The following is a 20,413-nucleotide window of genomic DNA, read 5'->3' as shown; positions in this document are numbered from 1 at the left end:
GGCAGGACAATGCGGGCCCAGCAGTCGCCCGCAACACCGGGATCGCCCGGAGCCGGGGGGGCTATCTGGTCTTCCTTGATGCGGACGATATCCTGCTCCCCTGTGCTCTTACGGCCGGGCTTGAAGCCCTGGGGAGGCGTCCTGATGCCGGGTTTGCGGTAGGTCCTCGCGAGGAGATGACGTTTGAGGGTGAGCCGGTACCATGGCCTGTATCTCCACCCCCGCCACAGGCTGATATCTATCTGCCTCTGCTCCGTTTCGACTGGTACATCATCCCACCCTCGTCGGTGATGTTCCGGCGCGAGGCGGTGGAGGCGGTTGCCGGCTTTCAGGATCCATGGGGCGCTGACGACCTCGACTTCTATCTGCGGGTGGCTCACCGGTTCACAGCCTGCTGCTACCAGGCGCCCGCGGTCACCCGCTACCGCCGCTACAGCACGAGTTCCTCACGGGACGGCGAGCGGATGCTGCACAGCATCCGCGCCGTCTATGCGCGCCAATGGCCGCAGGTTGAGGGCAACCCCAACGCTGAAGCGGCCTACCATCATGGCCTGAGGCAGCTCACCGACATCTTCCTCGACTGCATGGTGGAGAACATTGAGGACCGGCTGCGCGCTGGCGATCACTCAGGAGCTCTCCGCAGTGCGCGGCTCCTCAAGATGGAGAGCTCCGAGCGCTGGCAGGCACTACTGGATACAAGTCCTACCGCGAGTGTGCTGGCGCAAGAGCTTGCCGCAATGGTTGAGGGCAGTGACAAAGCATCCATGGTCGGTGGTCTGTAATGCGCCGCAATTCACTCAGGATGGTTGCCTGAGGCTCAAACCGCGACCACGCTCCAGCCCCAACGAAGGTCCGGAGTTCCTGCCTAAAGCTGACGTTCGATCTACTTCTGCGAAGTACAATCAGGCGACCTTCGCGCCTAGTCGAGGAGCCGCGTACGCCGGGAGCGTCCCTCATCCGAGTTTAATCCCAGAAGGGCATCCTGATCTTGCGAGCGTGCGGGAACTTGGCATTCATGAGGGGCTCCGCGTACGAGAATAGGAGCCGGCGTCTGAACGAAGGTGGAGTCTCGACGATCTGGATGTCACGTGCCTCAGGCGAGTCCGGCCAGAAATAGGGTCTGCCCCCACCCATGAAGGCGGCTTCCCGAGTCCACGCGGGCACCTTGAGGCCCCAGCGCAAGGCCAAGTGCTCCCCCATGGCCCCGATAACTGCGTCGTGCTCTGGGTGCCTGGTCGGGACGGGCACGGGATTGAGCATAGCCTGCCGGGCCGCCGCGTCCTCCTCCATGTAGAAGGCAGAGCCGAACTCTCCGGACGCGGGGCCGAAGTCATCCTGGTCCTTCCGCGCCAGCTCAGCGACCTCGGCAATGGACCTGGGTCTCGCCTCGAAGGTTGGCCTGTAGCCGAAGCGATCGAGTGCGGCCTCGAAGAACGAGAGCCGCCTGCCGATCTCCCGCGCCCTGTCGCCGTCGTCCTTCTCCTTCCGCTTGAGGTAGGGATCAACGAGCGCCTTCAGGTGCCCGCCCGTCCTGATCCCAATCCCTGCCGCAATCCGCACGGCCGGCTCGAGGTCGTCGATGCCGATGTCACCCATCGGGCGGAGCGTGGCCAAGAACACCATCGGGATGAGCAGCCGGGGCGGTGCCGCGAGAACCCTAAGGCCCGGCCGCTCCCATGTCGGGTACATCCCAGTCGGGAAGCCTCCCGGAGAGGACGGTCCCTCCCCACATAGGAACGGGAGGATGTCATCCACCCAGCCGTCGGGTAGCCCGACACGTCGCCCGGCCCACGCGGTCGCTTGGCGGACAACCCCTTGTTTCCCGTCGAACGAGATGTCGGCTTCGATACGGGAACCATCATCGGTCCAGCTATAGCGAAGGAGGCAGGCCCAGCCCCCATTTAGCATGATTTCTCCGAGGATCCCTCGCTCGCGGATGTCCTCCCCGGCAAGCTCGAGCGCCCTCCTGACGGTTTCCGCGTCGACGAGCTTCGGCTTGGGCATCTCGGTTCATCCGCATCGAAGTGGTCCTGCGGAACGTAGGGTGCTTGGCGGCTTTGGCTATCCGTCGGGCCTACTATCCCACTGCCCGAACGGAGCTCCCTGCCCCTGCTACGTCTGGATTGCCCGTGAAGGCTGCCCCTCTTGGCCGGAGACAGACAATGGCAGCGGGGCGGCTCACTCCGCAGGTGCGACGACCTCGCGATGCGTCGGGGCTGGCTCAGCCTTCGTTGCCGCGAAGCCAATATAGATAAAGACTGCGACCGAGATCACGGTCACGAATTCACCACCGAGGAGAAGAGGCAAGCCCAAATCCATGTGTCCGAGCACAACAAGCGTGAGACCTGCCATCATTGCGGGGAGGCCGATGACAGCGGTCCCGAAATGCGTCCAAGAAAGCCGGGTTGCGGCAACATGTGGGAAGTGGCGGTAGAACAGCGCGTAGAGAAAGAACCCGACCCAACCGAGCAGGTTCACGTGCACGTGCACGGGTCTGATCGTGAAATCCTGCGACAGGGACATGAATATGCCCATGGCAATTCCCGCTCCGAGAAACAAGAGCGCTGTCCGGAGAAAGAGGTTCGACAGATTGGTCACAGCTTCTGATCCTTTTGATGCAATTTAGCACTGGCGAGACGCTGCCACGATTGTGAGATCCACCGTGGCCCGTGGCCCGTGGCCCGAGGCCGAGACGTCACGCAGTTCGGGATCTGGTCGGGATCTGGCGCAATTCACGGCTCCGGCACCGGTATGTGCCCCGGCTTTCATGAATGTTGTTACGCTGCAAATGGCGACAGCACCTCTGGCTCCTGGTCGAGAGCCTGCGAGGTCGTCGCGGATGTGAGCACCGTTAGTTCTGCCCGACACACGGAGCAGGTGCCGATCGAAGGGGCTGCAATCAGCTGCGTGGTCCCGCATGCCTCGCAGCCACACAGCGCCGGGAACAGCATCCCGGAGCTTCGTTCCGCGGCTCTTCTCAAGGCCTCGCTTGTTTGCACAATACAATCGAACATGGTCTTCCTTCCTGATGTTACGCCCGGCGATGGCTTCCCTGCCCGCCTCTTCAGCTGTGCGCCGGTTGTAGCGAGCATTCTTTTCCGTGGCTCTTGTCGGAAGTTGTCTGTATTTTCCGAAAGTTGCCCGACCATTTTCCGGGAGCCCACGGACAGGCTGGGTGATGCTGGACGACAGAAAACAGATTGCGGCCGTGATCAGGGACTACATCGCGCGGGAACGGATTTCGCGCGAGCAGTTCGCGTTCAAGACGAAGTTGGGCAAGTCGACGGTCGACAAGCTGCTGACAGGTCACTTCTCGGACAAGACGCTGTCGATCGTCGAAAGCCAGACGCAGCTGTCCCTGCGGCCTATGAGCGGCGGATCGGTCCGGCTCCCGGACGACACTGCCCGCCAGCCATCTAAGCCCGCGGACCTGAAGCCCCTCGATAAGCCATCCATCGCCGTCCTGCCCTTCGTGCACATGGGAATGGATCCCGAGCAGGACTTTCTCGCGGACGGCATTACGGAGGACATCATCACTGCCCTTGCGCGTCTGCGCTGGCTCTTCGTCATCGCCCGGAACTCCACCTTCGTCTACAAGGGCAAGGCCGTGGACGTCCGACAGGTCGCCCAGGATCTGGGGATCCGGTATGTCCTGGAGGGCAGCGTCAGAACCGCCGGTTCGCGCATTCGCGTCACGGGCCAGCTTATCGATGCGACAATGGGCAAGCATATTTGGGCCGAGAAGTACGACCGCGAGATGCAGGACATCTTCGCCGTTCAGGACGACATCGCTGAGCGGGTTGTGGCGGCGGTCGAGCCGCACCTTTATGCCGAGGAAGGATTCCGGGCCTCGACGCAGCAGCCGGACAGCATTGATGCCTGGGGGCTCGTGGTCCGGGCCATGACCCTTCTCAACGCGGTGGAGCGGACGCGGAACGAGGAAGCCCAACTGCTCCTGCGGCGCGCCATCAGTCTGGAGCCGCGCTATGCGAGAGCCCATGCTCTCCTTAGCTGGGCGATCTGGTGGGCTTCCATGTGCCTGTGGACGCCCGACGTAGAGGCTGGCTACGAGCAGGCGGCCATTCACGCCCAGGACGCACTTGCCTTCGATCCCGGCGAGCCATGGGCCAGAATGGTATCAGGGCTGTGCCTCAGCACGGCCGGTCAGCACCAGCGGGCACTGGCGGAGCTCGGAAGCGCGCTGACGCTCAACCCGAGCTTTGCGCTCGGACATACGGCACTCGGCTGGGCGCTCCTGAGAGCGGGCCGGTTCGATGATGCGCTCGTCGAGACCGGATGGGCCCTGCGCATGAGCCCACTTGATAGCTTCTCCGGGTTCTACACGACCACCCACGGCCTAGCTCTCCTGGCGGCGCAGCGCTTCGAGGAGGCACTCCCCTTTCTCAGGGCCTCCATTTCCGCTTTCACGGACTACACTGGACCTTTCAACACACTGATCAGCTGCTGCGGGCACCTGGGGTTGATTGAAGAGGCTCAGGAACTGATCGCCGTTCGAAACCGCATGGGTGGTGCGCCCCTGAGCCTAAGCCTCGTCCGCAGGCATATGCACAGGTTTGCGCATTGCGACGTCTTCGTTGCTGGTCTTCTCAAGGCAGGTATCCCTGAATAGGGACTTTGAATTCCACCTACGGCGAATAGCGCCATGGTCAATTGCGCATTGTATCCGTTCACGGGCAATAACTGCACCTTCTCGCCGGAGTACCGGGTCTTCGACATCCTGGTTGATCACTGACAGTGCGTTGTCCAACCACACTGGTCGACTGCTGGGTACGAGGTGACCGGCGTCTTCAATGTGCTGCTTCGGAGCCGATCCTGGTGCGGTTCCTCCCCTCCTCCTTGGCCGTGTACAGAGCCCGGTCGGCCCGGCGCAGGATCGAGCTGCGGTCGTCGTCCGGCCGGGCTTCAGTCACTCCAGCACTGAAGGTGCACGGCAGTTCGAGCCCATTGTGCCCCAGGACTGCTGAGGGGAAACCGTTCCGGACGCGATCAATGATGCGCACAGCATCGGCGAGCCGAACCTCGGGCAGCAGCAGCAGGAACTCTTCTCCGCCCATCCGGCCCACGCGGTCCTGGACGCGCACCCTCTCTCGGCAGGAGCGTGCGAAATGCTCAAGCACCGTGTCGCCCGCCTCGTGCCCGTGTGCATCGTTGATCGCCTTGAAGTGGTCGATGTCGATCACAGCCACGCACAAGTCCGAACCTGTGCCCTCGTTGGCGGCAAGCGCCTCATCGAGCAGTCCCAGGATGTGACGGCGGTTCGGCAGCCCGGTGAGTTGATCGGTCTGCGACGCCTTTAGCGCCGCCTCATGAGCCTGGCGCAGGGACTTTTCGTTGTTCTTCAACGTTGTAATATCAGCGCCAACAGATAGCACCCAACCGTTCGGGAGCACCGTATGGTCGATCCAGAACCAGCGGCCATCCACAAGGTCTGTCTCGAACGACTTGCGGGGCACGCTCCGGCGCTTGGCCAGGGTCCTGGCAATGAAGGCTTCGACGTCATTGTCATCGATCCGCACTCCCAGCCCGCTCCGGTGAGCGTGGCGGAGGATGCCGGTGAAGGTGAGCGGACCGTTGAAACTGCCCAGGAACATGCCCTGGTAGGTCTTGTTGGCGTATCGGAGATTATCCTCAGCATCGAAGATGGAGACTGCCTGCCCGCTTTCGGTGAGTGCCTCCACTAGGCAGCGGAGGGCTTCGTCGTCGGGATCGAAAGGGAGGGAGATCATGGAAACCTAAAGCAAAGAAGATAGGCAGGATACCCCGCCGTTGCCAACCTGCAAACTGGCCATCCCCTGAGGGGTTCCCCTTACTTCGCCCCGTGCAGGAAGCAACCTCTTGGGCAGCGCGCCTAGGACCGCTCTGGGTCAGAATTTCACATTCCGGCCGCTCAACGAACGTCGGCTCTTGAGTCCTCAAGCGGACCAAACGTTTATGTCTCAGGAGTGCCAGAAGCTGACCTTCCGCCACAATACAAGTCTCTCATTTTAGGGGTTCCTGGCGCAGGACCGCACGCAATTCACGGATCTCCTGGCGCAGTTCGTGAAGCTCAACGGCAATTTCCGGCGGCACCTGATCCATGTGCAGGCGCTCCTCCTCCATTCGCTCGCGCGGCAGCGATCTCAGCGCGTTCAGCCGTCAACCTCTCCTCGTGCTCACTTTGCATGGCATTGACGATGATGCCAATGAATAGGTTCAACATGGTGAAGGTTGTAAACAGGATGAATGGAATGAAGTACACCCACGCGTAGGGGTAGACTTCCATCACGGGGCGCACGATCCCCATGGACCAACTCTCAAGGGTCATCACCTGGAAGAGCGTGTAGGCCGACGCGCCGATAGTGCTGAACCATTCCGGAAATGCAGTCCCGAACAGCTTCGTTGCCATTACCGAGAAGACATAGAAGACCAGCAACATCAGGAGGATAATCGACCCCATCCCGGGTAGGGCTCCCACGAGGGCTCCCACGACGCGCCGCAGTGATGGCAGAACTGTGATCATACGCAACACGCGCAGGATTCGCAGCGCCCGCAGGACTGCGAAACCCTCCGTTGCGGGCAGTGCGGCGATGGTCACCACCGTAAGGTCGAAGACATTCCAGGGATTGCGAAAAAACGGCAGACGGTAAACCACAAGTCGAGCTGCGATCTCGATCACGAAGACGGCAAGGATGATGCGATCTACAGCCTGGAGAAGTGATCCAAAACCCTCCATAACGGATGCGCTTGTCTCAAGGCCCAAAGTCACTGCATTGATGATGATGAGGGTGGTGATCACACGCTCTGTGGAGCGAGATTCCAGACGCGATCGTAGATGCTCAACCATACTGTTGTTCTCTTGCCAGGATCCAAGCGGCGCAGGGATCGAGGGCTTATACGTCTCATCCGATGCCTGTGGAAGAATCCAGCAGCACGGCAGGAAGCATGAGGGCCACATTTTCGGAAGTGTCACGCGTGGGGATGGTTCGAGCGGGATCTATGCCAAGCCACGCCCCGGCCGATCTCTACACGGCCCCAAAGCTCCCAGATGTTCACAGCAGGCCGCAGCCTGCCCTCGGAAGCTAACTCGGAAAGTCTCATTTGGGTCAAAGCGTAACGGTGGTTGAGCCAAATAAGAGTCTGCTTACCGCGCCTTGGTATAAATTCGGCTTACTTCCCGAACGTACCATCAGCGATGCCTCGCTGAAGCGCTTGGTCCCGCCCACGACTTTGGCGCTCTATTGCTCAGGTTCCCGCCGCAGGTCCACAGTCCCATGAACGCTATCGCGCCGGGCTGGGGATAATGAGGAACCTCTGCAGCGACAATACCTGAAGCCGAAGCTGATGCCGAACGATGTCCCCAGGGTCATAATCTCCCTCGCCTCTGACGAGACTTCAATGAGCACCAATCAGAAGTAGATCGCTGATGAAAGCTTATTTCAACCTTCCCGCCTCAGGCCGCCCCCGGCTGGAAATATAGATCCGAGCCGCGTTACTTCCGAGCACGGCCGCTTGGTCTGTCTCGGAGAGGGATGAGAGGAGATCAAGGGTCCCCTCTCTCCACCGGTCATACCCGCCCGCAAGATTGACGCCGGCCAGTCGCTCCCCCAGAGGAGTCGCTGCGGCCCAAAAACCTCGAGCAGATAATCGACGTAGGGATGTAAGTCACTGACGGTCCAGTCCGCCTTTGCCTCGGTCACCAGGCCCGAGAGCTTGCAGACGATGTTGGGACGGGCAGCAACCGCAACCATATCTGCCCGCCACGGATCGAGAACGCCCTCGCGGATGAAAGGCTTCGCCCCATGGTCAACCACTATGGAAAGGTCGGGATGGCGGTCCGCCACCAGGAGCGGACGGGACAGGTGCCGCGGGAGAATGAGCGCATCGAATACGAGCCGCTGCTCGATCAGCGTCCGGAAGGCTGGTGTCAGGTCAGGACGGACGAGCCAATCGTCGTCGGCAATGTCCTGCAACATCGGGCGGAGCCCAACGATCAGGGGGAGCGGCCGCCATTCGTTCGATGATCTCGACCACCCCGTGATCCGTGAACTCGGCCCACCCGACCACCCCAGCGACGAAAGGAGCGGACATTGCAAGCTGCAGCATGAACTCGGTTTCTGCCAAGGTCTGCGCCGCCTGCACCACAATCGTCCGATCGATCCCGTGGCTGGCGAAAAGAGGCTGAGGATCGTCAGGGCCAAAGTCGCGGGATAGCAGCTTGAGGTCCGGGCTCAGCCAGGAGTAGTCGCCGCGGCTGATGCGCCAGAGCGGCTGATGCGCCAGAAGTGCTGATGAGAATCGATCTGCATCGGAACTCCCTCAAGCTTGATCATATATTATTCCACCGAGCGCCTCCGGGTTCGAGGCCGGAGGCGGTTCCGTTCGGGCTCACGCGGAGCGCACGACGCCCTTCTTCAGGATAATGTTGCCGTAGAGCCGCCCCTCCCCGGTCGCGACGATGGCATAAGCGGCCTTGGCCCTTTCGTAGAAGGCGAAGCGCTCGAGGGAGGCGAGGCGGCAGCCTGGACCTTCGCGACTTGCGAGGATGGCCCGGAACTCGTCAAAGATCGGCTGCTCGGCCTGTGGGTCCCCTACCACCTCCATGCGCCAAGCAGCCTCCGGCACGAAGTCGTCCAGCGGCATCACGGACAGAATGGCATCAGTCACAGCTGTCACGGTCAATCCATCCAGCCTGACGAGTCGCTGCGCCATCGAGGCTGCGGGGAAGTTCGCGTCGACCACGACTATCTCATCGCTATGGCCCATCGAGCGAAGAACTATCAGCAGGTCGGGTGTCAGGAGGGGATTGATGTTCTTCAGCATGCAGAGATTATCTCAGTTGTTGCTAGAACTGTATGGCGCGTGATTGCAAATAGGCCATCAAGCCGAGAGCGAGCGAAGCGGCGGTCCGATCAGCCTACAAATGGCGGATCCCTGGAGCCGGCATCTCAGGCTGCGCCTGGAGCAGGCTTGTTTATCCCGCATCGTACTGACGGTTCGCTTCCGGGTCGTCCGTCGAGAACGGGAGAGATGCCAATTCTTCCCACATCGTTTCCGGGATTGGCCAACGCGCCCACTCGATGGTCTGCTCGACCCGTTCAGGCTTGCTGACCCCGCAGATGGTGGACATTATCCGTTCGTCGCGCATCGAGAACTGCAATGCGGCCGCGCCCGGCGGAACGTCGTGCCTGGCGCAGATAGCCTCGATCCGCCGGACAGGATCCAGCGCCGCCTCCGACGCCTCCTGATAGACATAGCGTGGATAGGCCGTCGAGCCCTTCGCAAGAACGCCACCGGCATATGGCGCCGCGTTCAGGACGGCAATTCCTCTCGATCGCGCGAAGTCGATCATTGCGTCTGCATTGCGATTGGTAAGGGTAAAGCGGTTATGCGTTATCAGCACATCGAAATCCCATTCCCGCAGGAGCGGCATCATAATCTCGACGGAGCCTGCCGCGAGGCCGACGGCCTTCACCAGTCCCTCCTCCTTGATCCGGAAAAGCTCCGGAAGCGCACCCCTAGGCCCGACAGTACTTTCCAGAGAATCCGCATGTTCCGGGTCGTGCAGATGCAGGACGTCGATGTGCTCAAGACCAAGCGCCTTCAGACTCTCCTCCAGAGACCGCCTTGCCTGGACAGCATCAAAGCGGTTCGTGTCCGGGTCTCGATCCAGCTTGGTAGAGACGACAAAGCCCTTAGGGAGGCCGCCTCGTTCTCGGATGATATCGCCGATCCGCTCTTCACTGCGACCGAACCCGTAAATACGGGACGTGTCCAGAAAATTCACCGGACCTGAAAAAATGGCCCTGATCGTGTCTCGGGCTCTTCCCTCGTCGACGCCATAGCCATAAGTGCCGAGCATATCTCCCAGTGAAGAGGTGCCGAAGCAGATTTTCGAGACGGGATGATTCGTGCGCCCCAGCAGGTTCATCGGGATCAGTTCGGCAGGCATATGATCGCTCCGTTCATTGAGTACGACGACCAGTTGGGGCTATCCATTGTAGCCGAAGTAGCGCGGCAGCCAGAGCACGAGATCCGGCAGGAAGATCATCAGCAGGAGAGCCGCAATCAGGATGCTGATAAAGGCCCAGATCTCTCGGATGATCTCGCGCAGTGAAATTCCAGTCAGGCCGCTCATGACGAACAGCAGCACGCCATAGGGAGGTGTTATCATGCCGATCATGATGTTCACGACAATCACGACGCCGAAATGCACCAAATCGATCCCGAGCGCACGCGCTGCCGGCAGGAACAGCGGCACGAGAACGAGAAGCATGGTTGTGGCATCAAACAGGCACCCGAGCAGAAGGAAGAGTAGATTGACCAGGAGGAGGAAGACCAGCGGTGAGACCTCAAGGCCGCCGAGGAGTTGACCGATCTGCTCAGGAAGGCGCTCTGAGGCGACGATATAGTTGAAAATCAGGGCGCCCGCGATGAGAAGCGCCACTGCACTGGTTGCCTTGCTGGAATCGACCAGAACACTGAAGGCTTCTTTCCATGAGAGTTCACGGTACAAAAATACCGCGAGAACAAGTGCGTAGGCCGCCGCAATGGCGGCGGCTTCCGTCGGTGTGGTCGCTCCGCCATAGATGCAGTAGAGAAGGATGACCGGCATGAGGAGTGCCGGGAAGGCCCGAAAAGTCGTGGCCGGGAGCTTGTTTAGCGGAATGCCCTCCCCGCGCGGAAAGTTTCGCGTGCGTGCTACGAAGCCTACCAGGGCCATTTGTGACAGCCCCATAATCAGACCGGGAATGATGCCGGCAAGAAAAAGGTAGCCAACCGACGTGTCCGAAACCACCGCATAGATCACCATCGGAATCGACGGGGGAATGATTGGCCCGATGGTCGCCGAGGACGCCGCCACACAGACCGCGAATCCCGGTGGAATGCGCCCCTGCTTGATCATCATCTGAGTGACGAGCTTGCCCGGTCCAGCCGCATCCGCGATGGCGGATCCCGACATGCCTGAAAAGATGATGCTGACCAGAATGTCGACCTGAGCCAAGCCGCCCCGAAAGCGGCCGACAAGAGCTTGGCAGAACATGAAGAGCCGGTCAGATACACCGCTCGCGTTCATGATGTTGGCGGCGAGAATAAACAGCGGCACCGCAAGAAGAACAAAGGAATCGTAGAGACCATTCAGGACTTGCTCCCCGAACAGTCCCAAGTCGCGGCCCGTCGCAATCAGGTAGCCGATGGAGGCGACGAACATCGCAAACGCCACCGGCATTCCCAGAACGGCAAGACCGAAGAAGGCCACGAGGGTGAGGATGAAGATTGTGCTCATGGCTCGATTTCACCCTCGTGGTTCAGCTCATCTTCCCAGGAATGCCTGAGAAGGCGCCAGATGCGGATCATGGCACCGACGACAACCGCGACTGTGAAGATGACGAAGATGGAGTAGAGGAAATCGAAGCGGAGCCCGATAACTGGGCTCTTCTCGATCTTCATGAAGGAAACATAATCGAATGTTCCCGGAATGGCTGCAATGAATGCAACGCCGATCAGGATCGTGAGCGCAACCGCGAGCCAGCGCCTTCGTTTGGGAGGCAGAGACATGAAGATCATGTCGAAGGTGATGTGCTCCCGCTCTCGCAGCAGGAACGCTCCGCACCAAAAGATGATCCATATATATGTGATCAGCACGAATTCCTGCGTCCACGCAACCGGATCGTTAAGTACGTAACGGGTGAATACCTGCAGCAGGAACGCTGCGAACATGGCGACGAACAGGAGCACGGAGACCAGTTCAGCGAGGAAGCGGAGACGGGCACGAACAGATTGCATCTAAGCTCACAGGTTGAGCACCACATCGAATCGGCGACAAGGTGGCCGCATATAAGACAGCGCTCGAATTACAATCTTGGGCATCCGAGCGGATGCTCCGGGCTCGACGACCTGTCCGGGGCATCCGCTCGATGTTGGGCAATCAGCTTACTTGATCGCGTTTACGCGATCGACCATGCCCTTCGGCCAGGACTTCGACAGATCGGATTCGAGATAGGCTTTCTGCACCTGCTGACGGAACGCCGCCACGTCAGGCTTGTAGACCTTCAGCCCCTGCGATTTGAAGAAGTCGGCGAGTTGCGCCTCTTCCTTGATTCGGTTCTCGTTGTTGAACCGCACAGCGGCCTTGGCAGCGTTCATGACCGCAGCCTTCTGCTTGTCGTCGAGTTTGTTCCAGGTGGAACCGGCCAGCGAAAGGAAGATCGCGTCCACAAGGTGATCTGTGAGGGCAACCTGCTTCGTCACCTCGTAGAACTTGGCGGCCCGAACGGTAGGAAGTGGGTTATCCTGTCCATCAATGGCGCCGGTTTGCAGCGCTGTGTAGATTTCGCCGAACGCAACCGGCAGCGGATTGGCACCAAGTGCCTTGCCGAGGAAGAGCCAGGTGTCCGACCCCGGCATGCGGAGCTTCACGCCCGCGAGGTCGGCTGGCGTCTTGATTTCCTTTTCCGTCCTCAGATTGAGCTGACGGGTACCAAGATATCCCACGCTGAGAATCTTGATTTTCATCTTGTCCTCAACGAGGCCATACATCTCCTTGCCGATGTCGCTCTCGAAGACCTTGGTCTGGTGCTCGGGATCCCGCAGAAGGTATCCAGCCGTAAAGATGGACCATTCCGGAATCTGCTTGGCGATGTCGAAAGCGGAGATCATCGCCATCTCGAGGTTGCCGCGCTGCATGGCCGCGGGCTCGGTACCCTGCTTGAAGAGGGTTCCGTTCAGATGGACTTCCACATCGAACTGGCCGGGAGCCGCCTTCTCCAACTCGTCCTTGAAGACGGGCAGCATCTTGGCGTGCCAGTCGGCCTCGACCGCAGGGGTCGAAATGCGCAACTTAATGGGATCGGCAGCGATAGCCGGCGTAAGACCTGCGATGGCAGCAGCCGCGACCGTTCCCATGAACAGTCGCCGTGAAAGCGATGCGAGCATTTGGTGTCCTCCCAACAGTAGTTGTCTTTTTCAGAGCGTTATCGAATTCGCCCTTCCCACCATACTGCACCTTTCACAGCGGACTTGTAAACATCTGAAATGACACTAACATGTCAGAGATACACCAGCGCTTCGGGCTCCGAGTGGCTTGAAGCGGAACCTAAGGACTTTCGACGTGACCCTTTCCGCCGATCGATTTGGCCTCTCGGCTGCGATGACTACTCCTTTTCACGCGAACGGAGCGCTTGATCTGCCTCGATTGGCTGATCACGCTCGGTGGTGCCTTGCCAATGGATGCGCGAGCGTTACAGTGTTCGGCACGACCGGTGAAGGAGTATCAGTCGGGATATCAGGTCGCGAGCAGGTTCTCGGAGCACTTGCTGCTGCCCGGATAAAGGGTGAGAGCGTTGTCTATTGCATTGCCGCTTCATCGATCCACGAGGCTGTTGAGCAGGGACGCATGGCAGCAGAGTTCGACTGCCGCAGCCTCTTGCTGACACCTCCCTTCTACTTCAAGGGCGTCAACGATGACGGCGTCTTCTCCTGGTTCGCTGCGGTTCTGCAGAAGCTGGGATCAGCTGCTCGCAACGTGATTCTCTACAACATCCCCTCGGTGACCCAGGTGTCGCTCTCGGTCGAACTGATCCAACGCCTCAAGCATGAATTTCCAGGCGTCATCGAGGGCGTAAAGGACTCATCCGGAGACTGGAGTTACACGCAGCGTCTTCTCGCTGCTCATGGCGATCTTGCGATCTTGATCGGAGACGAGCGCTATCTCGCCGAAGGCGTGCGCCGCGGCGGCCAGGGCGCCATTTCTGGCTTGGCGAATATCTGCCCGGAGATCCTTCGCCCCCTCGCCATGGATGGACAGGACGACCAACGTATCAACAGGCTCGTGGACGAAGTGCTGAAGTATCCGGTCGTGCCTGCCGTGAAGGCTCTCCTGACACGTCGGACGGGTGAGGAGGCATGGCTGAACGTGCGGGCACCACTGGTCCGGTTGCCGGCGGCGGATGTTGAGCGCCTCGGCACCTTCTACGACGATCTCTTCATCGACAAGGCAGCTTAGCGGGGAAGCAGGATGGACGACGCCATTGCAGGCCGGGATGGGCCTAACCTCCGGGAGAAAGCCTATGACCGCTTCACCCACCATCTTCTCGCCCGGGACATACGCCCGGGCCAGTTCGTTTCGCAGCGCCAGCTAGTAGAGTTGACCGGGCTGTCGCTGGCCGCCATCCGCGAATTGGTTCCCCGGCTCGAATCGGAGGGCCTCATCAAGACGGTGCCGCAGCGGGGCATGCAGGTTGCCCATGTGGACCTGAGCTTGATCCGGGATGCGTTCCAATTTCGGCTCTTCATGGAACGGGAGGCCGTAGCGATCTTCACGACAGAAGCAAGCGACGCGACTCTCGCGCGCTTACGGCAGGACCATGAAAGTGTCGTTGCCGAAGCAGCGACTCAAGAGGGAGGTATCACGTCTGATCTCGTCGTCCGGGCTCAGGCGGTCGACTGGGATCTGCACTGGACGATCATGTCGTCTCTCGGCAACGCGATCATAGCCGATGCCTATCGGGTGAACTCGATCAAGGTGCGGCTCATCCGACAGGAGCAGACCCTCCTGTCCGACGCCCTCGTCATGCCTGTTATGCGGGAGCACCTCACCGTCATCAAAGCTATCGAGACCCGCGACCCTACCCGGGCCGTTGCGGCCATCGATGATCATATCAACAGCGCAAGGAGCCGAGCTCTCGGTCTGCGGTGATCGAATGACTTTGGGCAATCGTCTCACTGGGCTCTGGCCGCCAATATGTGAATGGGGCCGCCTTCACCCGCACATGATTACGGCCTAGTTCGGCAGTCGGACCCGCATGGCGTGAACCTCAATGACAGCGACGCAAGCCTCCTTAAATGTCCTGAACGGGTCAAACCAGGAAGTTGAGCAGACGGAATGAACGTCTGTTCACTGCGGGAAGGCAGACATTCGAGATTTTCTGGGATGTGCCACTTCTGGACATTCCCATCGCAAGCTCATTGCGCTGCGGCGCTGCCAGTCAACTTTGGATCTCGCAATAAGCCACGAGGTGTGCCAGCCGGATTGCGTATCGAAGGGCGGACAGAAGGAGATAGCGAAATGAATTCCCCATCCCCTTTGCTCCCGGGCTAAGCCCGTCGGCTCAGAAGCGGACGTTCACACCCACGCGACTGATCCAGCCGTCGTTCCTGAAGCGGTAGACCGCTTGGTCGCCCACCCGCGCAAGCGTCAGGCGCTCGTCTTCAAGGTTGTAGTAGGCCGCGTCATACTCCGCCCAATCTGTGACCCGGTGCCGCTGCTTGGGGATATGGTGACGGCAAGCGGCATTGGCTTTGAAGGGCCTGGCAGATATCCAACAGGTAGAGCGCAGCCCTCCTATGTCCCCCAGTGACAGTTACCAACTCGCTATCCGTGCAACAAAGCCGCCGCTCTGGTAAAGTCGCACAGCTCGATCAGCTAGATCCTGTCTGACAGCCTGTGAACCTGGATGAGGCTATGGCTGTTGCCTTGGTGGGCTCACCAAGGCGGAGACCTGCGATGCGGCGGCATGAACTCAGCGATGCTCAATGGGAGCTGATTGCGGATCTCATGCCCAGGACTGGTCGCCACGGCGGCGGGCGCTGGCGCGACCACCGGCAGGTGGTGAACGGGCTGATGTGGAAGCTATGTACCGGAGCGCAGTGGCGCGACCTGCCCGAACGCTACGGCCCATGGCAAACCGTCTATGAGCGCCTAACCCGATGGCGCCGTGAGGGGTTGTTCGACACGATCCTGGATCGGCTCCGGCTCAAGCTGAATGCTGGCGGGTTGATCGACCTGGATCTGTGGTGCATCGACAGCACGAGTGTGCGAGCCAGCCGCTCGGCCGCAGAAGCCCGCAAAAAGGGGATCCGCAGGAGCCGGACGACCATGCGCTCGGCCTCTCCCGGGGCGGGTTCGGCAGTAAGATCCACTTGGTGAGCGATAGTGCTGGTCTGCCGCTCGGGTTTACGCTCACACCTGGGCAGCGGCACGAAGTGCCGGCCTTCGAGCCAACCTTGATGGCAGTCCGCCTACCCAGCCCAAGAGGCCGTCCACGCACAAGACCCAAGCACCTGGCAGGCGACAAGGCCTACAGCTACCGACCTGTCTTTGCTTATCTGCGGCGGCGCCATATCCGGCCTATCATTCCACCTCGGACCGGCGGCAACATGGGCAAGGGCTGCGCGCGATCCTTCGATCCTGATCTTTACCGCAGGCGCAACGCTATCGAGCGCTGTGTTGGATGGCTGAAGGGATGCCGATCCATCGCCACTCGGCACGAGAAACTTGCCGTCAACTTCTCAGCCATGGTGAAGCTCGCTTTCATGCGGCAGTACCTGCGCACACTCAGGCCGTCAGACAGGATCTAGTCAAGCAAGAGCATAGCGGATCGCTGCCCCGGCCTGTCTTGAGACGGCTCTTAGTCGAGAAACCGCCACAGGAGCGACCCAACGCTCGGCGGCTCTGCCTCGGCATGCACTAACAATCGAGACGTAGGCTAAAACAACGGCGGTGTCGGACATCTGCATCAGGTGAGCGGTCCGGGTCAGAGCCGCCAATGCCTCAAAGGATGCTTCGGACACACCAAGGGCTTGTCACGTTAAGCGGTGTTGGACGCAATGGGACTTGATTAACGGTGTAGTTGGCTCAAGCGGTGGCGCCGATCACAGCAATCCATTCCGCCATCGCGGTGAGACGATGCAGATGGGTGGCAAGGGCGGAGCGACGAGAATAGGGTGGAACGAAGAGGTTGCGGATGGCGGAGAATACGTTGGTGAACCTCTGCAAGCCTCCTGGTGATCGAAAGCTCAGCATAATCCGCTCCCGTCGGCGCAAGGGCAGATGCGAATTCTCTACTCGTTTCTTGAGCACTTTGTGCGACCGCTGTTCGACGAATGGCATGATCTGACGCCGGGCAGCCGCGTAGGAGCTTAGTTTATTGGTGGTCATCCGCCGCAGTGGGCCGCCCTGCTTCTTCAGCAAGCGGGTCAGCAAACGCTTGGCGGCCTTGGTGTTGCGGCGCGTCTGGACGATCTCATCAAGCACATAGCCGTTCTGATCAACTGCTCGCCAGAGCCAGTGCCTCTTGCTAGCGATGATGATCACAACCGCACCCAAATGCCAATGTCGCGAGTGCTTGGCGTCTTGGGCCTACGGCGGCAGGCAAACGCAGGCCCGAACTTCAGAGCCCGGCGACGGACGGTCTCATAGGAGACGACGATGCCGCGCTCTAAGAGCATCTCCTCGATCAGTCGCAGGCTCAGTGGGAAACGGTGGCGTTTGTACTGGGGCCTCACATCCACTGTTTTGTCCCTCGGCATCAGGCCTGTAGAGAATGCGAAAATCGATCTCTATCGTTGCTGGGCTGACGATTGCCTGGTACCTCAAGGCATTCAGGACGTCGGTGTGCGCACCGAGCCCAATCTCGAGGTTGTGGCGGCGCTCAAACCGGATCTGATCATCACTACCCCCTTCAGCGAGAGCGTTTGCCCTTTCCTGGAGCGCATTCCCCCAACCTACTCCTTCGCAACCTACACACCGGAAGGTCATCCTCTCAACCGCTCTGCGGAAGTGCTGCGTGAGATTGCCCGCGAGACGGGAGGCGATGCCCAGGCAGAGGCTGTCCTTGCGCGAGTTGAGGCCAGCTTTGCAGCCACCAAACGCAGCCTGGAAGGCCAGCGGATCGAGCCTCTCTTATTGGCAGGCTTCGTGGATGGCCATCATGTTCGCATCTACGGCACCGCCAGCCTCTTCGGCAATGTGCTGAACCGCTTGGGCATACCCAACGCCTGGGACCGGCCGACGAATTTCTGGGACTTCTTCCTCATCGGCATTCATGAGCTTGCAGCCTATCCTGATGCACGGTTTCTTGCGGTTGCCCCCGACCATAAATACGAGAGCGCATGCCGAAAAGCAGCCTGCACTTCTCTCGATCAGCGTCCCGATTCCTTTTTCCCTCATCTGGTTCATAAGCCGAAGACCCTCGACATACCATCCTCCCGGGCTGTCGAGACATAGGACAGTGCGATGCTCTGACGAGTCGTCGATTTTGATCGGCCTGCTGTCCTCAGCGGAATTGACGATGCTCCCGATCCACTTGGCGTCATCAGCTGCGATCGGGCTACTGAGACGAATGTGGCAGGAACCACTTTGTACCAGCAAAATTTCCGCTGCTCTCACAGCCTTTGAGAAGGAAAGGCCTACGACCATTCCTATCAGGCAAAGAGACTGCCAGACGCGCATAAAATGGGTGCCCCTAAAATCGCTTATTGGTATATGCGATCTACAAACCAAGGCTGATTGCGTGCCGTCAAGACACTTGTGGATTCTTTCCTAACCGCGTCCGGAATATCGCCGGCGCTTGCATTCTCCGCGTTGGCCTGACCATCCAATCCGATGCTGCACGTTATCGTGCATCTTGGGGCTGAAGCGAGATCCCTGCCGGTACCTTCAGCTCGCCATTTTTCTGATCCAAGTCGATGAACCGGTTGTCCTTGGGGATGACCAACCCCTCCCCAATCTTCGGCAGCCTGGAGAGAGCGGTGCAGGTAATGGCCGATCGCTCTCCCGACGAGGTCTCGCTGCCGGTGAGCCGCGCAGCGGGCTGCCCAGCGCCTGCTAGGCTCCCCTCGATCCGGATGCTCTGATCAGGAAACGTCCAGGTGAAGCGCTGGCCTGTCTGTTCCCACTTGCCCGGCCATTCGCCAGGCTTCGTCCGAGAGGCATCGAAGATGTAGGGGCTTACCTCCCCGTTCCCGAACTCTCCACCCCCGACGCCGCCACCCGGATAGAAGGTGATCACGAACTGGGTCCGGTCAGAGGCGCGAGTACATTGCCAGAGGGAGCCTGAAAGACTCAGGCCGTCGGCTATGGCTGTTGGAGACACCAGGACAATCCCGATCGCGGCGAGCAGGAAGCTTTTCATAGGCTGTCTCCAATCTGGCGTGGAGCAGCACAGTAGACCGCAGAGCGTTACTAAAACTGTTTAGGAGGCGGGGTTTGAACGGTCATTGTTGCCGCTGGATTCCAGCAGGCACACCAGAGCAAAAATGCTGACGACGGCCAGGAATTCAGCGCCAGTCAGGAGCCATTCCGGCGAGACGCCTCGCAGGGGGCCTACCGCCACCAGCGAGAGGAGGAATGCAACAACCGTACTCCACATCAACATGCGAACCCGCCCCTTAGAACGGGGGGAAGCCTTACCTTGATGAATATGAACAGCCAATGACAAGCCTGCATATAAGTTAAGGAGAAGCTTAGACGATGCCCCACGCTCTGTAGCGGGTACGACCGGTAAGCTCGCGCGGCAAGGCTCCCCCGAGCTGGGCCAGCATCAGATCGACCGCCTTTGGCGTGACCTTCAGGAGCTTGGCGCCGAGTGGCACAGTCACCAAGGGACGGGATAAGAAAAGGTCGACCAACTCCGGCAGCTTTGAATTGCTGCGGCACTTGTCGGCTACCCTGTTCATCAGCTCCCGCGCCAGGACCAGTCGGTCCAGGTCCTTGTTAGCGATCTCAAGCGCCTCCTCGACAACGCTGCAGAACCCGTCGAGCTTTTCCTTCGCCCCTTCCCTACCCTGAGGTCGGAACTTGGATTTCTTGAAGCCGGCGGCTAATGGCAGGAGATGGCTCGTCAGGCCCCTCGCCCGGAGAATGGACGCTGCCATTGTCAATCCGAGCCACGGCAAACGGGTATAAAGGTTCAGGTCCAGCCACGCGTTCCAGGCCACTGCACCAGCTGCAATGGCTGGCCAGTGGTTCGTCCGCTTAACGAAGTCGAGCCAAAGATCCTCATTCTCGGCCTCGTCCTGGTCAGGGTCATAGACCAGATGCGAGCGGCTCTTGGGCAGCGGGGTTTCGCCGGCCAGTACCTTGCTGGTGCGGTCGAGCAGGGCGTCGATCTCAGCAAAATGCGCCTTCCACGGATCGGCGTCAGTGGCATAAGGCGGGTACGCCTCATCGTCATCCGGGTCCGGGCGCTTTCTCTTCGGCTTTGCAGATGCTTCAGCCCCAACGCCAGTCACACCGCGTAAGGCTGCAAGACCGTCAATTGAAAGTGGCCAAGGCGCCTTACGGGCTATAGCCGTGCGACGGCTTCGCAGGGCCGCCGCCGCCCGGGTGAGTTCATGGGTCGGGCTACGAACATCCATGCCGGCATCGTGAAGGACAAGATCGCCCACATCGACCAAGTGCCCGTCGAGCATCAGCGCCCGGACGGCTTCGGTCATATCGCAACGGGACTGCCACCCAGCCGCAAGGCCAGACGCCTCCAAACGGGCATCAAAACGGAGCACAGCAATCGTGATCTGCTCCAGACGACCGGCGATTTTCTCCCACGGCAGTTCAGGAAGGTCGATCGCTGCCCTACTCGGCTCATCATCTGCCCACATCTGCCGCAACGGCTATCATCCCCTGTTTTGTTAAGTT

The 20,413-nt window shown here is 60.0% G+C and carries 19 protein-coding genes and 1 pseudogene; 7 read left to right on the top strand and 13 right to left on the bottom strand.

The annotated features are described in order from the left end of the window. Positions 1–782: glycosyltransferase family 2 protein (locus tag MA07_RS28535; protein ID WP_152568701.1), on the top strand; the 782-nt coding region annotated here is incomplete at its 5' end. A gap of 181 nt (positions 783–963) precedes the next feature. Here MA07_RS28535 and MA07_RS27490 read toward each other — a convergent pair. Together MA07_RS27490 and MA07_RS03185 are read right to left on the bottom strand one after the other, a co-directional pair. Next, complete coding sequence (locus MA07_RS27490; RefSeq protein WP_052002787.1) at positions 964–2,004, bottom strand: hypothetical protein; 1,041 nt, start codon at positions 2,002–2,004, stop codon at positions 964–966. Between the two features lie 174 nt (positions 2,005–2,178). Then, positions 2,179–2,598, bottom strand: coding sequence for a hypothetical protein (locus MA07_RS03185; RefSeq protein WP_052002786.1), 420 nt, complete (start codon positions 2,596–2,598; stop codon positions 2,179–2,181). Positions 2,599–3,178: 580 nt separating this feature from the next. Between MA07_RS03185 and MA07_RS03175 the strand changes: the two genes are divergently transcribed. Further along, positions 3,179–4,630, top strand: coding sequence for a hypothetical protein (locus MA07_RS03175; RefSeq protein ID WP_200879317.1), 1,452 nt, complete (start codon positions 3,179–3,181; stop codon positions 4,628–4,630). Between the two features lie 178 nt (positions 4,631–4,808). On the opposite strand, the gene MA07_RS03170 is transcribed toward MA07_RS03175, so the two are convergent. The 3 genes from MA07_RS03170 to MA07_RS30675 all read right to left on the bottom strand — a co-directional run bounded on the left by MA07_RS03170 (position 4,809) and on the right by MA07_RS30675 (position 7,904). After that, positions 4,809–5,747 (bottom strand): sensor domain-containing diguanylate cyclase, encoded by a 939-nt coding sequence (locus MA07_RS03170; RefSeq protein ID WP_036346863.1) that lies wholly within the window; start codon positions 5,745–5,747, stop codon positions 4,809–4,811. Positions 5,748–6,067: 320 nt separating this feature from the next. After that, positions 6,068–6,796, bottom strand: coding sequence for an ion transporter (locus MA07_RS03165; protein ID WP_348270395.1), 729 nt, complete (start codon positions 6,794–6,796; stop codon positions 6,068–6,070). 640 nt (positions 6,797–7,436) lie between these two features. Continuing rightward, entirely contained in the window at positions 7,437–7,904 is a 468-nt protein-coding gene (locus MA07_RS30675; protein ID WP_244445142.1) for an amidohydrolase family protein, read from the bottom strand. Here MA07_RS30675 and MA07_RS30670 point away from each other — a divergent pair. Further along, positions 7,827–8,021: a hypothetical protein gene (locus MA07_RS30670; protein WP_244445143.1), complete on the top strand. Its 195-nt coding sequence runs from the start codon at positions 7,827–7,829 to the stop codon at positions 8,019–8,021. The genes MA07_RS30675 and MA07_RS30670 overlap by 78 nt on opposite strands. A 364-nt stretch (positions 8,022–8,385) precedes the next feature. Here the strand turns inward: MA07_RS30670 and MA07_RS03155 are convergent, their stop codons facing one another. The 5 genes from MA07_RS03155 to MA07_RS03135 all read right to left on the bottom strand — a co-directional run bounded on the left by MA07_RS03155 (position 8,386) and on the right by MA07_RS03135 (position 12,933). After that, positions 8,386–8,820 carry an RbsD/FucU domain-containing protein gene (locus MA07_RS03155; RefSeq protein ID WP_036346862.1) on the bottom strand — a complete coding sequence of 145 codons (435 nt, stop codon included), beginning with the start codon at positions 8,818–8,820 and terminating at the stop codon, positions 8,386–8,388. Positions 8,821–8,971: 151 nt separating this feature from the next. After that, complete coding sequence (locus MA07_RS03150) at positions 8,972–9,949, bottom strand: aldo/keto reductase (RefSeq protein ID WP_244445141.1); 978 nt, start codon at positions 9,947–9,949, stop codon at positions 8,972–8,974. 39 nt (positions 9,950–9,988) lie between these two features. Continuing rightward, positions 9,989–11,284 carry a TRAP transporter large permease gene (locus MA07_RS03145; protein WP_036346861.1) on the bottom strand — a complete coding sequence of 432 codons (1,296 nt, stop codon included), beginning with the start codon at positions 11,282–11,284 and terminating at the stop codon, positions 9,989–9,991. Next, positions 11,281–11,784 (bottom strand): TRAP transporter small permease, encoded by a 504-nt coding sequence (locus MA07_RS03140; RefSeq protein ID WP_052002785.1) that lies wholly within the window; start codon positions 11,782–11,784, stop codon positions 11,281–11,283. Before MA07_RS03140 ends, MA07_RS03145 begins: the two co-directional genes overlap by 4 nt. Positions 11,785–11,931: 147 nt before the next feature. Next, positions 11,932–12,933: a sialic acid TRAP transporter substrate-binding protein SiaP gene (locus MA07_RS03135; protein WP_036346860.1), complete on the bottom strand. Its 1,002-nt coding sequence runs from the start codon at positions 12,931–12,933 to the stop codon at positions 11,932–11,934. Between the two features lie 175 nt (positions 12,934–13,108). On the opposite strand from MA07_RS03135, the gene MA07_RS03130 reads away from it, so the two are divergent. The 3 genes from MA07_RS03130 (at position 13,109) to MA07_RS28525 (ending at position 16,356) form a co-directional block, all read left to right on the top strand. After that, positions 13,109–14,002 (top strand): dihydrodipicolinate synthase family protein, encoded by an 894-nt coding sequence (locus tag MA07_RS03130; protein ID WP_036346859.1) that lies wholly within the window; start codon positions 13,109–13,111, stop codon positions 14,000–14,002. A gap of 12 nt (positions 14,003–14,014) precedes the next feature. Continuing rightward, a complete protein-coding gene (locus tag MA07_RS03125; protein ID WP_036346858.1) occupies positions 14,015–14,695 on the top strand; it encodes a GntR family transcriptional regulator in 681 nt (226 codons plus the stop codon). Positions 14,696–15,502: 807 nt separating this feature from the next. Continuing rightward, positions 15,503–16,356 (top strand): IS5 family transposase gene (locus MA07_RS28525; RefSeq protein WP_200879316.1). Its coding sequence is split into 2 segments (ribosomal slippage): positions 15,503–15,853 and positions 15,856–16,356, totalling 852 coding nucleotides; the frame shifts between segments, so codons are not numbered across the junction. 277 nt (positions 16,357–16,633) lie between these two features. Here the strand turns inward: MA07_RS28525 and MA07_RS03115 are convergent. Further along, positions 16,634–17,259: pseudogene (locus MA07_RS03115) on the bottom strand (IS6 family transposase); the annotation flags it as partial. Between MA07_RS03115 and MA07_RS03110 the strand changes: the two are divergent. Then, positions 17,207–18,004 (top strand): ABC transporter substrate-binding protein, encoded by a 798-nt coding sequence (locus MA07_RS03110; RefSeq protein WP_081928743.1) that lies wholly within the window; start codon positions 17,207–17,209, stop codon positions 18,002–18,004. The pseudogene MA07_RS03115 and the gene MA07_RS03110 overlap by 53 nt on opposite strands. Before the next feature lie 388 nt (positions 18,005–18,392). On the opposite strand, the gene MA07_RS03105 is transcribed toward MA07_RS03110, so the two are convergent. Together MA07_RS03105 and MA07_RS03100 are read right to left on the bottom strand one after the other, a co-directional pair. Beyond that, positions 18,393–18,911 carry a hypothetical protein gene (locus MA07_RS03105; RefSeq protein ID WP_036346854.1) on the bottom strand — a complete coding sequence of 173 codons (519 nt, stop codon included), beginning with the start codon at positions 18,909–18,911 and terminating at the stop codon, positions 18,393–18,395. 331 nt (positions 18,912–19,242) lie between these two features. Next, positions 19,243–20,376, bottom strand: a complete 1,134-nt coding sequence (locus MA07_RS03100) for an RHE_PE00001 family protein (protein WP_052002783.1) — start codon at positions 20,374–20,376, stop codon at positions 19,243–19,245. Positions 20,377–20,413 lie beyond the last annotated feature (37 nt).

Source organism: Microvirga sp. BSC39, from assembly GCF_000739015.1.
Classification (GTDB): Bacteria; Pseudomonadota; Alphaproteobacteria; order Rhizobiales; family Beijerinckiaceae; genus Microvirga.
The sequence above is the reverse complement of the archived record's forward strand: the minus strand, read 5'-3'. Positions and strand labels throughout refer to the sequence as shown.